This is a genomic window from Bradyrhizobium sp. 134, assembly GCF_023074155.1.
In the GTDB taxonomy this organism is placed as follows: Bacteria; Pseudomonadota; Alphaproteobacteria; order Rhizobiales; family Xanthobacteraceae; genus Bradyrhizobium.
In genome coordinates, this window is sequence record NZ_JADPKX010000009.1 from 1 (window position 1) to 13,732 (window position 13,732).

Below are 13,732 nucleotides of genomic sequence, written 5' to 3' on the forward strand. Positions count from 1 at the left end.
GACGATATCGCGCAGGGCATCAGCGTCCCAATCCCCGCGACCCAGGATCGCCTGCTGCCGCCATGGGCCGGGATCGCCAGCCGCCTCCGCGCGCATCCAGCCGGTCTTGCGCTGCTCATCTCCGAGCAGACCTTCCAGGAACAAGCCTGCATTCGTCGCCACACGCTCTTGCGTGAACAACGGACGTATCCGTTGCTTGATCTCTCGAAGCGACGCCGCCCACAACGCAAGCGTCTCCTCAACCGACGCGGCCCGCGTCCACGACATTCGAATCATGGTTGCCCATGGATTCAGAAGTCTGCAAACAAAGCAACTGTAATGCTAGGCTGGCGTCTGAGTACCATATGCTTTTGGGCACATACTACCGATCCCGGTAGTTTAAAAGCTCCACGCTCCACGCAATCTGAGCCATGCGCGCATAGTTCAAACTAGAGATATCTGGTAGATCAACCCCAATGTTCACGATGCCGGCCAATGCTCATCAGCACAGTTGTAACATGGATCCATCAGTTGCGCTGAATGATGCCCATGTCCAGGTCAGGCGCTTGTATTCATGAGCGCAATGGAAGTGATGCATCGAAGTGGATGCCCACTTCACCTTTTAAAGGGAGATCGGCCCGATGTAACGCAGTACTGTCGGACGCGACGCCGCATCAGTTCTCGTGCTTTGCCGAACAGTTCCGTTGCTTTCTGATTGCGTTTATCTCGGATACAAGTCATCTGTCGATGCGTGTCAGGCTCCCGCAAGAGCTGTATGTACGCGAAGGGAGGGGAAAATGCCGGACATCGTTGTAACCGATGTAATCGCTTCTTGTATCGTAAAGGCGATCGAGGGCAGCCTCGACGATTGCAGTGATGTTATCATTGGGATCGGCGACACTCGTCCCCTTGCTGTGGTCTTAACCGATTCAAAAACACAGCGCATTCTAGGCGGCGCGATTGGACTTTCATCCGTGGGATTGTTGTTCCTAGATTCGTTCTTCTTGCCAAAGGAATTTCGCGGAAGAGGCTTGGGAACAGAGATTTTGAAGCAATTTGAAAGAGAGGGTCGACGGCGTGGCTGCCAATCGGCCTTTCTCTACACAGTCAATCTATCAGATTTCTACGCTCAAAATGGATGGAAGACCAACGGCCGAATGCCCTGCGATCCAGCCGGAACGTTCCGATTTTTTATGACTAAGAACTTAGAAGCATTCTCATAGAACTTCCCTTAAAGGAATTTTTCTTGACCTATCACAATTTGGAATACGGCGGCGCTCGGCGCGTGAGCCCCACGCGGATGCACAATTCGCGCGCCGTTTGCTCATATCGAATAGGCGTTCGCAGCAAAGGAGCTCTTGCTGGAGGATAGCTCGCTCCAGGCGATGGATGCGCTGTGGAACGAGGCGACGACCCCCTCTTGATGCGGGAAGTGGAAATCAGACGGGACGATGAGCTTAAGTGAAACTCGCAACTGGGCCGTGACCGCCGGTACTGTCGGTGGCCGGATTCCGCGGATATCAAAGCCGCGAGCTTGCAGTGCGGACGCGAGACGCGGTGTGCACTCGTGGCCGCATCACGATAATAGAGCACAATCTGCAAATCCGACGGGCTTCGCCAACTGCGCGCTCTCATCTCCCAATGTGTGAACGCGACCAGCTCAGAAAGACGCTGCTGATGCTCACCTTCATCCGGGCCGACCAAACAGTGCGTCCCGCACGGCGACAGTGACCGTGCCCCATATGTGGAACGGACCGCGAGGCAAGAGCTTTTTCAGTCGATTTCACACATCGGAACGGTGCGGCCATATGTCCGGCCTTTGCGCGCGGCACAATATGGCCGCTGGCCTCGATGAGATCTGCGGAACGGAGCTAGATCAAAGTTTACGCTTGAGCGCATCGGGGCAGTAGCTTCACTCGTTTCGGGGTTTCGTCCCACGGGTTCATCGCCAGTTGTTGCAACTTGCCCCCTCTGCGCCGGTCAGATCGTTTTGGCGGTCACGCATCCATCAGAGGGAGACGGTGGTAATCGCCAGTAGGTCGGGACACCGATAGATTCCGCCCTTGTTCATAAGCGCCCAGATGATCCGTAAGCGTCCTCTCAGGCCGCGGCTTTGAGGGCTTGAGCGCCGCAGACTTAGGGAAGTAGCTGGTCGATGTCGCGGTTTGGATGCCAGTTGACGATCCTGGTCAGGACGCCGGTGAGATAGGCGAGCGGATCGACGTCATTGAGCTTGCAAGTTTGTGCCGACTGCCGAACGAGATTCACCTGGGCGGCGTGTAATCGGCTCGGCAGATTTTGTCTTGTAGCTCCGCTTTCAACAGCGGAGGCCAGGACATGATTCCAGAAGAGCATTTGGGCAGGAGCCGACTATTCCGGCGCCTGAAGAGTGGACCCCACAGACAGCTCGTCGAGCTCTACGCGGCGCGCCTCGTCAGGGACGAACTCGCTGGCCACGGCACGTGGCGATGCCTGAACTTGCCAGCGAGCCTCATCAGCTGGATCGAAAGATGTGGCTTGAGGTTGCGATCTCGATGAACGCGTGGCCGAACGGCACCTTAAGCACCGAGCGGGGAAGCAGTGCATCCAGCTTGGGCGGCGCTGAAGCGGTCGCTATCGGTGTTGCGCGAGGCGGGCATGATCGCGTCGGCGGCGCTGCCGCCGGTGTCGCCGCAGGACGAGAATTTGGGGAGTTCGCCGAGTTTCTACAAAGGGAACGCGGGTTGGCGCCGACGACGATCATTCGCCACCTGCCATTCATTCGCCGCCGACCTCTTGCGCAAGCCGACGTGAGGCGGTGACCGGCACTTCGCCGCCCGGCGAGCCTCTCGATCTGATCGGCTGAAGTCAATCTCGTCGGCAATAACCATGAGCGCGAAGCGAGCCCTCGGCATAGCGCAGCGCCAGATCCCGTCGCGGATTGCAGGTGAAGGCGACTCCGATGGTGTTTTCCATCCGAGCTGCGAATGGGGTCGTGCCTCGTTGCAATCGGCCCGCCGGCATCCGAGCGCGACGCGGACCTGGTCCAGCGACGTGAACAGCGTCTCGTTCAACAGTTCATCGCGCACCCCGCCGTTGATGGGGGAAGACGGCCCCGCTCTCTCGGCGCCGGCGATATGCTGGCGATCTCCGTACCGCTAACCGGAGCAAATCATCATGGAAGTCGCGACGATTGGGTTGGATATTTCGAAGCATGTATTTCACGTTCATGCAGTTGATGCTCAAGGGCAAGTGACCGGTCGCCAACGCCTCCGGCGCGGCGAGATCGTTTCCTTCTTCTCCGCGCTCTCACCCTGCGTGGTTGGGATAGAGGCCTGCGCTCCCGCCCATTACTGGGGGTGAGATTCAGCGGTTTGGACATAATGTGAGATTCATACCGCCAGCGTATGTGAAACCTTATGTGCGGCGAGGAACAAAACGATGCCGCTGACGCGGCGGCAATCTGCGAAGCTGTCGCCCGCCCCAATATGAGATTTGTTCCCATCAGGAGTGTCTAGAACCAGGCCTTCTTGATGCTTCATCGGGGCGAGAGGTTTGCTGGTCCGCCAGAGCACAATGACGCCGTGCGCAATCCGCGCTCACTTTGCCGAGTTCGGCATCGTTGTTGGGCAAGGTCGACCGAGATAGATGGTTTGGTGGATATGCTGAGTGACGAGGGACTGATTCTGCCGACCACCGCCCGCATGGCACTTGTGGCGCTTGTGAACCAACTGAAGGAATTCGACAGCCAGATAGACGCTATCGAATGTCAGTTGGCTCAGATCCAAAAAGTACATCCGATGGCCAAGTTACTGGCTTCCATCCCAGGTGTTGGCCCCATAACGGCCACGGCCGTAGCGGCCACTGTCTCAGATCCCGCCATGTTCCGCTCCGGTCGGGAGTTCGCTGCCTGGCTCGGAACGGGCCAAGACAGAACTCCACCGGAGGAAAGTCGCCTCGGCCGTATAACGAGGCGAGGAGACGCCTATCTCAGGCACTTGCTGGTTATTGGGGCCCGCAACATCGTCCGGTACCCAAGGCGCGATCACGAGTCGAGCGGCCTGGATCGAAGCACTACTTGAGCGACGTCGCCCCATGGTCGTTGCAATCGCCGTTGCCAACAAGTTGGCTCGCATCATTTGGACGATGATGACGACCGTTGAGTTCTATCGGCCTAACGCTGCGGGTAAACTGCTACGCAGGCAGGCCACTAGCATGATGGAAACCGGCGGAGCGGGGATCGTGAACCGCTCCGGGATTGCCGGAGGCTCCAACTCTTGAGAAGGTGGAGCCATGACGAGCAAGACAACGAACAAGTTTTCACCCGAGGTCCGGGCGCGTGCAGTTCGGATGGTTTTGGATCACGCGAGTGGGCATCCCTCGCGCTGGGCGGCGGTGACGTCGATTGCGGCCAAGATCGGCTGCACGCCGCAGACGCTGCATGACTGGGTCAAGAAAGCTGAAGTCGACAGCGGGCAGCGGGCCGGCGTTCCGACCGACATGGCCGAGAAGCTGAAGGCGCTCGAGCGGGAGAACCGGGAGCTTCGGCAGGCCAACGAGATTCTGCGCAAGGCAAGCGCTTATTTTTGCGATGGCGGAGCTCGACCGCCGGTCCAAGCCATGATCGCCTTCATCGACGATCATCGTGGGGCGCATGGGTCGAGCCGATCTGCAAGGTCCTGCCGATCGCCCCCTCGACCTATCACGCCCATGTGGCCAAGCGGCGGGATCCCGCCAGGCTGTCGGCGCGCGCCAGGCGGGATGTTGCGCTGAAGATCGAGGTCCGGCGCGTCTTCGATCAGAACTTCCGCGTCTACGGCGCGCGCAAGGTCTGGCGGCAGCTCAAACGTGAGGGCTTCGATGTTGCCCGTTGCACGGTGTCGTGACTGATGCGGGATATGGGTTTGCAAGGGGTCATCCGCGGCAAACCCGTCAAGACCACGATCAGCGACAAGGCTGCGCCATGCCCGCTGGATCACGTCAACCGCCAGTTCAAGGCGCCAAGGCCAAACGTCCTTTGGCTCTCCGACTTCACCTATGTCGCGACCTGGACCGGCTTCGTCTACGTCGCCTTCGTCATCGACGCCTATGCCCGCAGGATCGTGGGCTGGCGAGCCTCTCGCACGGCGCATGCAGGCTTCGTGCTCGATGCGCTGGAGCAGGCACTGCATGATCGACGGCCGGTCCATCGTAGCGGGCTCGTGCACCACAGCGACAGGGGCAGCCAAGGCGTATCCATTAAGTACACCGAGCGCCTGGCTGAAGCAGGCGTGGAGCCTTCTGTCGGCAGCGTCGCCGATTCCTATGACAATGCTCTCGCCGAAACCATCAACGGCCTCTACAAGGCCGAGGTGATCCATCGGCGCGGGCCATGGCGCAGCTTCGAGGCCGTCGAGTTCGCGACGCTGGAATGGGTCGACTGGTTCAACAACCGGCGGCTCCTGGAGCCCATCGGCAACATACCACCGGCCGAAGCCGAGCAACGCTACTACGCCATGCTGGAACAACCCGCCATGCCGGCAAAACTTAAACCGAATGGCCTCCGGCAATCCCGGGGCGGTTCAATCGAGCAAGCCCGAAGAGCTTTAAGCGCAACAAGCGGGACGCCTTGATGGCCTCGATCCGCGATCTCCAGCAGGGCCAGCGGCCATGATATCGGCCGCAATAACAGAACGTATACATGAACGCACCAGACCGATCTCCAAAACGTGGTCGAAATCCCTTGCGCCCGCGGGGCCGTCTATACATGAAGCTTTCTATGAAGGCATTTCTGCATGGGCTTGCCTGGCGCTATGTAGCGCCATTCCACGCGGCTCTGATCAGCCCATGTCACGATGGCGTTGCTGGTGAGCTCGCTGCCGTTGTCGCTGACCGCCATCTTCGGCTTGCCGCGCTCAATCATCAGCCGGTCCAGCTCCCGCGCCACCCGGGTGCCCGAGAGCGAGGTGTCGGCCACCAGCGCCAGGCACTCGCGGGTGCAGTCGTCGACCACAATGAGGATACGGAAGCGGCGATCATCGGTGAGCTGATCCGATACGAAGTCGAGCGACCAGCGGTCGTTCGGCGCCATCGGCACCGTCATCGGCGCCGGGGTCCGATCACCCGCTTGCGGCCGCCACGGCGGGACGCACCGCAAAGCTTCTCTTTCCTGGTAGAGCCGGAACAGCTTTTTGTGGTTGATCACATGCCCCGCTTGAACAGAACGTGGAGGGCGCCGATAGCACGCGCGGCAGCGCAGCTTGCCGATCGCTCTCATGCGTTGGGCGCGTTCTCGTCCTCCATCCTCCTCAGTCGCTTTGCCTTCGAAACCTCCGACGATCTGCTTCTGTATTCGGGTCTGCTTCTGTCAATCCCTTAGGAGCACGTGCCGCGGGTACCTTGCTTCTGTTCGTGGTCGGCAAAGCCGCCACATGATGGGATTCGGTTGAATGGTCGGTTCAAGCTCTTCGGCGTAGTCAGCCGCCTTGAGGCGGACGCCACGACAGATTATGCGAATTCGACCATCCCACGCCCCGCGACGGGCGTCTTTTGGGAAGGCGATGGCGGCCTTATGCCGCCGCCGCAGTCCATCGGAATTCGGTTCCATCGACCCACATTCGGTGAAGGACGACAGCCATCTTTCTGGCCAGCGCGACCTTCGCACGCTTGCTTCCTTGCCGGTGTGCAACACGCATCGCCCAAGCCTTCATCGGAGACCATCAGGTCGATGGCCTGAGAACGACGTTCGCAGCTTCGAACAGGGCCGTGCGCGTTTCTCCATCTCCGACTTTTGTGATCCGTCCCACCCGATCAATCTCGCCAGATTGGTATCGCCGGGGCTTCAACCCGAGATAGGCGCCCACGGATTGGGAATGCAGGAATCGCCTGGGATCGTCCACAGTGGAGAGGAAGGTCGACGCAGAAACCGGGCCGATCCCCGGCATCGTCATCAAGAGCCGACATGCCGGGTCGCTGCGCACGGCCTTCAGAACCAGACCATGCAATCGGGCGTACTCCCGCATCAGCGCTTCGCGTCCGGCGAGCAGCGGATTCATGGTCGCCTCCAGCATGGCGTCACCGCCGACCAACTCACGAATTCGCGTCGCGAACAGATTCCGCGAGACGATTCCGACCTTGAGGCCGAGCGGACGCAGAAGTCCTCGGATGACTTGCTCCGTGGCAGCGATGGAGCGGACGATATGCTTGCGAGCCGCCGCCAATGTCCGCGCCCTTTGGCTGCCGATGCTCTCGACGTGGACAGGCTTGAACCATCCCATTCTCACCGCCTGCGCGATCCCACGGGCGTCGTTCCGATCGGTGTTCACCGGCATGGCCGAAAGTGCCGCCTTAACCTGGCGGGCTTCCAAACTGACGGCCGGCAGTCCCAGTTCGATTAGATTTGCGGTCAGCCATTCTGAGGTCGGTCCTGCCTCCAGGCCCAACCGCTCAACTTGACCAGGCCATGGTTCGAGGTACTGCGCAATCGATGGCGCGTCCGCCAACGTCGTTCCCTCCCGGATAAGCTCGGTCTCGCCCACCGCACATATTGCAACGGAATTCAGCGAAACATCCAGGCCGACGTAGATCATGATCTTCTCCTCCTTAGGATGGAATCGGTCCATAATCGTCAGTCAAAAACGTGCGGCGCGGCAAATAGGTCAGGCGATCGGGACCGAATACCGCATCTCTTCCGTAAAACGATTGCGCTTCATGCTCTGGTCCTCGTCTTGGGCCAGAGCAAACTTCAATCTGGATTAAGTCCCAGATGGCAGGGTCAAAAGCTGTCGAGGGTGACGGCGCGGTCGCGAACTTAGATGGCCGGCAGCGATTGCCATGAAGTCGGCCGGCACGTCATAGGCCGTGTCAAGCGCACCTGTAGCGCGACGCCTTTCCGCATGTAATGAACAACGAGTAGGTTCTCGCTCTCATAGGGCGCGGCGGGCCCTCGTCTCTCTTGCCGTAAACGCCTGTAGCGTGAGCCTCACGGCCGTGCTGGCCCTGCCGGTACGCATCTCATCATAGAGCCCCTCGGGGGGCCTACTCCAAGCTGCGTCGCAACAACAGCGTTGCGGGGCTCGCGCTCTCAGCCCGAACGATCTTCCCGCAACGTCAGTGCCACCGGCAGCGAACGCGAGCGCGCGACCGCCAAGAAATGCGCCCGTTCGTCGCTGGATATTGTGAGCGTCGCCTTCGGGCGTCCGGTTCGCAGTATCTCATTCGATTCAGGATACCGAAACCGATGCTATAATTATGCTACGGACTTATGGACAGAACACTAGATGTCTGCGGCCCGTTCATGAAGTAGCGAACTCATTTCAGCTTTAACCGAGAACGATAGTCGAATGATCGGCGAACGCCGAAACGCCAACCGCTCAGGGCCAAACGCTCGATCCCGGATTTCGGAATTCTCGAGTGACGTCGCGAATGTGAGAGCAACAGACCCAACGTGTACGCGTCAACTAATCGACGTCGCGTTGCGCGCACGAAAGTGGCGACGCACACTTCAGATCACTTCCGTCTATCGCAATAGCCAGATCGGTGGTTCCAAACTAGGCAGCCTTGGCCGCCTGCGGCTTTGACTTGGTGCGCGCCACGCTCCGAGAACCAGCGATGCTGAGCGGCACATCGCCATCGCTTGCGATGCGCTCCTCCACGCGATGTCGCTTGACGGGGTAGCACTCGGTGGCCCGGTTATCCCAGATTGCAACGTCGCCCGATTTCCAGCTCCAGCAAACGGTATTTTCCCGCGCAGTGAGGTACGATCGAAGCCGGTTGAACAGCTTCTGGCTGGCATATTTCTCTAGGCCAACGAAGTTTTGCACAGAATGTCCGAGCACGAGCAAGCGCTCGCCCGTCTCGGGATGGACGCGAACAACCGGACACGCGGTTTCGCAGATTGTTCCGGTGAAGACATCATCGAATTGCTGCGTCTCGATGGCGTGCCTGGTCACGGTGCAATCAAAGGCGCTGCAGTGCACCGCCCATAGGTTGTCGGCTAGCATTCGCAGCGGCTCGGGAAGATCAAGATATGCAGCCGCAGTGTTTGACCAAATAATGTCATCGCCATCAGGCGGGATCACGACACCGCGCAGTACCGAGATTTTCGGACATGAGTCACCGAAGCTGAGATCCATGTGGATCCGGTCGGCACGACCGCTGCCGCGGCCCGGCGCCATGTCCGGGGTCAATGTTCCCCTTATGGTACGCGGGATCAGAGAGCCGAGGCGGACGGCAAAGCGCTGCTGTTCGGCATCATCCAGATGTCCCTGATCACGGAAGAAGATGACTTTGTGCTCGAGAAGCAACTGGCTAATGGCGCAGATGACCTCGTCGGACAATCCGTCCGATAGCCTGATGTTCTTGATCTCGGCACCAAGCCGGGCCGCAGACCTGACGATGTCCGATCGCGGAATGACATTATCCATGGTCGTCACGTTGCTCATGATCATGCTCTCACTATCGTGATGCCTAAAACAAAGCTGTGCGATATTTCGTCGCGAGACTAATGGGGGAGGCCAGGGAAAACGATTTGTTGACGGATCGTACTCGGCCGCAATGTGCTCCAGCATCCGCCACAAAGAGCCACGCCAGGTCGTCGGCACGCACCACCATCATCATGTGCCCCGCTCTGTCGCGATCAGGGCCAGTCTTGCATCGGCTCCGATCAGACGACGGAAACGGTCGGCAACGCCGCCGGGATCGACGTGCAGCATGATGAATTACCTCGCTCTTACATCTCAATCATACGGTCAATCGATGTCTAGTCCATGAAACGAAACCAGCTTTCTTTTCGACGATGAGAAATGTTCATTTTGCCGGCGAGCTAGGCACCGAGCTATTTTTAGGAAGACGATTTCTCACGCGTCGCAATAGGTACAATCGCGGTGGTCGGGACGAAATGGATAGCTCGTGGTCTTCAATCGGCGCGACATCAAAGTTACTATACCTTCGGTTGTTGGTACCTTGCACCCGCAATTTCTACGTTAGAGCACGAGTTTCGCCGTATCGAATTTTCAATGTGTGCGGCTGTTTCACCCGTCTTTCACAGATGGAGCAGGTGCCGACTGCTCGCGAAGCGACAGATCGATACCCCGTGCGCTTTAACAGTTCCCGCTACGGTTTAACAGGGGCTATATCACCCGTTTTAGGAGATCAGCTACCTGAACACGAGGAACGTCAGATCAGAGTCCGATGAAACGAGGCGATTCACCCTCATCTTCTGTTACCACGAAGCTGAGGCGGCAGGACGCTGCTCGGCAAGATCGCTGCATCACTTGAACGCCGGCGAGGAACGGATGCCGCCGAGCTCCATAAATGGTGCGCTTGGTTATCCATGTCTCTGCTGGCCAGATGAGGCCAAGGATGGCTGCGACTTCGTCGCGGCACGACAGAAGCTCCTTGAACTGCCGTTCGTTCCAGCATAAGCGGGCAAATCTTCTGGACGCCACGTTGTTTCGAGCGCGACGTCGATGTCCCTTAGTTTGTCCTCACCTCGCATCAGGCTACCGAAAACCCAGACCCATTCCAAGCATCGGACTGCAGCGGGATCACGGTTGAGATACCAACACGCCGCAGGAACCCGTCCAGCACCACCTGTGCCTGATTCCCGTCCGGGTCTGAACAAATCGTTGAAGCGAGGGCTCATTTTTCTTAAAGCAACTCCGGGACGATAAGCATCGATTTCGGAAGATGTTGAAGGCCCATTGCGATTCGGCCCGGGAGTTTCCCTAAAAGGGTCTTTCCTGATTCAGAGCCCAATGCGCGAACCGCAGCCGGTCTCTCCAAGCTTGCGATTGTGCATCGACATCGGATTCCTACCTTTCGGGCAAATCGATCCATATATCTGCAGGACCATTCAGAAGTGTATCTTGATCCGGCACATAGATATTATCAGGCATTCTAAGGCCGTGACCAACGGCGACTCCACTGATTATAACGGGAAGCTCGATCTGCTTCTGATCTTCAAAGCTGTCCGCGCCAACAATTCGAAGACTTTCCAATTCAAACCGTCGGAATTTCATCAGCGGTTTTGCCGACGCTATCAGGTCTTTGGCGGAAGATACTCCCCGCGCGGCCTCTTTTCTCAAATGGTCCAGCGCCATGAAGAGGGACGAAAGCTCGTCCAGCTCAGAACGATTGAAGTGTCGCAAACGCGACGAAATGGGCACTCCGTTCCTGTATCGTACTGTCGGCACAAAACGTATCTCGCAATCAACAAGCAAGTCTGTGACCGCTTGTTTCACGAGAAGGGCCTGTCCAATATCCTTTAAACCGAAATAGCTGCGATTTGGTCGCGCAAAACAAATCCAGCGGATGCATCCGGTGATACCTTCCTTGAGGAGCCCATGAGGCCCGCTCGCACGCAGCGGATAATCCCCTTGAGATACAAAGGTGCGATATCCTGGCGGAAACATCTCCGCGTCGGTCGTTGAAATGACGGCAGAAGCGCCCGCTCCCAGCGCAAGCGCAATGTCATCCTCCAAATTGAACTCGTACTCAGGACCTGGGCTAAGCTGAATCTTGTTCGGATAGACTGTGACAATGGCCACATCGTTCTCGGCTGCGGCCCTTCTGATTAACTCCGCATGGCCCAGATGCAATGCTCCTAAAGTGTGTACTGTGCCGATAGTCTGCTCTCTTCTTGCTACGTCCGTAATGAAGGTCTTGCCAGCTGAAAGAGACGCTAGATGCATGCTTCCTACTCCGTCTTGTTGATTGCCCGGCAGCCCTGCTGCTCGAGCAGACATGACCCATGGCGAGCGCTACCGGCCACATCGACGGCGCGGCGGATGAGCTCATGAGCGCCTGGAGTCCGGCCACAACGGGGACACATCCCGCTTCTCTATTGTCCTTCTCTATGATGACAGGCGCCCCAAATGGTCATGCGTCCTTTAGCCCATCAGGTCGATCCTTCTCGACCGCGCCTCATTAGCGATGAGAACTCAGCCAAATACTCTGAAGGTTCGGATTTCTGATCTTCCACGTCCTTCAAAGCAGCCTGGAGCCCAGGACATCTGTCTGCAAAAAAGGGCGGTTCAAAGGTCGTTATCCTTGCACCCGAGAAGTCTGTTTTTACAAAGCTTGCCTGGAAAGGTGAAATTCCACTCAAGTTAGTCTTGCAGAGCGAGGATTGATTCATTCGAACGTATGCCGTACGGGCCGCTTCCAGGTTGCTGCCAGTCATTCCTGCCGCAATATAGGACTGAACAAGGTTGGCTCCCTCGAAATTGGCGCGGTTCAAAGCCATGGACTGCGGAGGATCACCGGTAATCATTGAGCGATATAGGTACGCCTGCGAAAAATCTGAATCATAGATATCGCAATCGCGTATAAACGCACAGCGCGCACGGAAGCCGCGCAACTGGGCGGATCGCATCGTGCTCTCGAAGATCGAAATGGCTTCCCCTGATGCGCGAGATAGATCAGCTCCATCGAGCTGACAAGAACGAACGGATACTCCGTTCAACACCGCGCCGACGAGGTTGGCATTAGCGAGGTTTACCGACAGAAGTCGCGCCTCCGATAGATCTGCCTCCTCGAGCTCCGCCTTCGCGAGATTTGAGAGGCTGAAATCCGCAAAGGGGGCGCTCAGCGCTTTGGCCAGGATGCGACCGCTCGCCTTTGAAAGCCTGAAGTAAGGAAGATGAGCGTTCTCTAGGACAAGATCATCGACCGAAGTGGGGCGCAGGATTGATAGATACTCCCCCCTTGACTGCAAGAGCGAGCTGCCGGTCAGATGCGCCTTCGTCATCGTAACTTGGTTTAACTTGGCAAAATGAAAGGACGAGCAAGGCAGGTAGCATTCGTTGATGGTGGATCCTTGCAGTTCAGCGCCATCAAAGACAGCGTGGCTCGCGTCACATTGATAAAAGAGGACGCCACTTAGCACTGCGTTGTCGAAACGGGTCCTTCGCATGCTGCACCCGTGGAATAGGCTACCCGTTGCATCGATGAGATTGCGCAGACTTGCATCGTCGAAATTGCAAACCTGTGCGGCAATAGCATGCATATACGCAAAGTCGAGCTTGGCTCCGCGGAAACTTGCTCGCTCCAATCCCGGGCAAATGAGGTTGGCCTCGGACAGATCGGCTCCATCCAGCTTCGCTCCGTGAAGCTGCGCACGATTGAGGATGCATCGCCGCAACGGAAATCCAGATAGATCGTGACCGTTGAAGTTCTCGGAAGATAGCCGCAGGCCGATGCCGGTCTTCTTGATCGCGTCCTCGGTTCGCCTTCCCACCGCAGCCAACGCAGACGCCCGATCACCGTTTCGGCTCCAGTAGCGGACAAAGTCGCCATCTGCCGAAGATTGGCTTATCGCTGTTGCATGGATGCCCAACTCCTCAGGCACGCTGAAATGGCTAGTGGCGTCGGTAGCTTGCGTCATTGCCGGGGTCTTCCATTCTCCATGACGAGCGCACTTTCTCAGCCTCGTTTGCCGCGCGCTTTTTGCATGGCCCGCCTGTTTGAAGTCGCCAAGGTTTGCCGCGAGCGCCTCTTGGGATTTCTTTCTGCGAGTTAAGCATCATCCCTCATCAGGATCTAACTTACCTGACCGGGGCTCTTGAATTGCGCCATCACGAACCGACACGCACGAAAAGCCTGAGCAAGTTGCAGCAGACGGAGTTGATCTCCCAGGACGTCACCCTTGGGTACTTAATCGATCTGTCGACAGTCGAGTGAAAAACGCCGCAACTTCGGCTACCCCCGAGTTCGTGCTTCTAACAGTCGGCCTCACGATGCACTTCAATAGCAACGTCTGTGCCAGTCCCTCATCTATCCTGACAGACGTTGA

5 protein-coding genes, 8 pseudogenes and 1 other annotated feature are annotated in these 13,732 nt (G+C 57.8%); of the genes and pseudogenes, 4 read left to right on the forward strand and 9 right to left on the reverse strand.

All coding sequences use genetic code 11. From position 1 onward, the window contains the following. Positions 1-276 (reverse strand): annotated as a pseudogene (locus IVA75_RS04600) (IS701 family transposase); the annotation flags it as partial. A 500-nt stretch (positions 277-776) separates the two neighbouring features. Between IVA75_RS04600 and IVA75_RS04605 the strand changes: the two are divergent. Beyond that, on the forward strand, positions 777-1,202 hold the full coding sequence (locus IVA75_RS04605; protein WP_247282106.1) for a GNAT family N-acetyltransferase: 426 nt from the start codon (positions 777-779) through the stop codon (positions 1,200-1,202). A gap of 101 nt (positions 1,203-1,303) precedes the next feature. On the opposite strand, the pseudogene IVA75_RS04610 reads toward IVA75_RS04605, so the two are convergent. Continuing rightward, a pseudogene (locus IVA75_RS04610) lies at positions 1,304-1,711 on the reverse strand (hypothetical protein); the annotation flags it as partial. A gap of 404 nt (positions 1,712-2,115) precedes the next feature. Next, positions 2,116-2,223: pseudogene (locus IVA75_RS04615) on the reverse strand (transposase domain-containing protein); the annotation flags it as partial. Between the two features lie 224 nt (positions 2,224-2,447). Here IVA75_RS04615 and IVA75_RS04620 point away from each other — a divergent pair. Then, positions 2,448-2,780: a hypothetical protein gene (locus IVA75_RS04620; RefSeq protein WP_247282107.1), complete on the forward strand. Its 333-nt coding sequence runs from the start codon at positions 2,448-2,450 to the stop codon at positions 2,778-2,780. Between the two features lie 79 nt (positions 2,781-2,859). Here IVA75_RS04620 and IVA75_RS04625 read toward each other — a convergent pair. Further along, positions 2,860-3,056: pseudogene (locus IVA75_RS04625) on the reverse strand (integrase core domain-containing protein); the annotation flags it as partial. A 79-nt stretch (positions 3,057-3,135) separates the two neighbouring features. Between IVA75_RS04625 and IVA75_RS04630 the strand changes: the two are divergent. Next, a pseudogene (locus IVA75_RS04630) lies at positions 3,136-4,131 on the forward strand (IS110 family transposase); the annotation flags it as partial. A gap of 120 nt (positions 4,132-4,251) precedes the next feature. Beyond that, a pseudogene (locus tag IVA75_RS04635) lies at positions 4,252-5,453 on the forward strand (IS3 family transposase); the annotation flags it as partial. Further along, positions 4,536-4,652: a sequence feature (AL1L pseudoknot), on the forward strand. It overlaps the preceding pseudogene by 117 nt. Positions 5,454-5,728: 275 nt before the next feature. Here the strand turns inward: IVA75_RS04635 and IVA75_RS04640 are convergent. The 5 genes and pseudogenes from IVA75_RS04640 to IVA75_RS04660 all read right to left on the reverse strand — a co-directional run. Further along, positions 5,729-6,139: pseudogene (locus IVA75_RS04640) on the reverse strand (DDE-type integrase/transposase/recombinase); the annotation flags it as partial. Positions 6,140-6,506: 367 nt separating this feature from the next. Beyond that, a pseudogene (locus tag IVA75_RS04645) lies at positions 6,507-7,529 on the reverse strand (IS110 family transposase). Between the two features lie 957 nt (positions 7,530-8,486). After that, positions 8,487-9,380 (reverse strand): TauD/TfdA family dioxygenase, encoded by an 894-nt coding sequence (locus IVA75_RS04650; protein ID WP_247282108.1) that lies wholly within the window; start codon positions 9,378-9,380, stop codon positions 8,487-8,489. A gap of 1,371 nt (positions 9,381-10,751) precedes the next feature. Further along, a complete protein-coding gene (locus IVA75_RS04655) occupies positions 10,752-11,630 on the reverse strand; it encodes a pantoate--beta-alanine ligase (RefSeq protein WP_247282109.1) in 879 nt (292 codons plus the stop codon). A 206-nt stretch (positions 11,631-11,836) separates the two neighbouring features. Then, positions 11,837-13,324 carry a pentapeptide repeat-containing protein gene (locus tag IVA75_RS04660; RefSeq protein WP_247282110.1) on the reverse strand — a complete coding sequence of 496 codons (1,488 nt, stop codon included), beginning with the start codon at positions 13,322-13,324 and terminating at the stop codon, positions 11,837-11,839. Between the last annotated feature and the right edge of the window lie 408 nt (positions 13,325-13,732).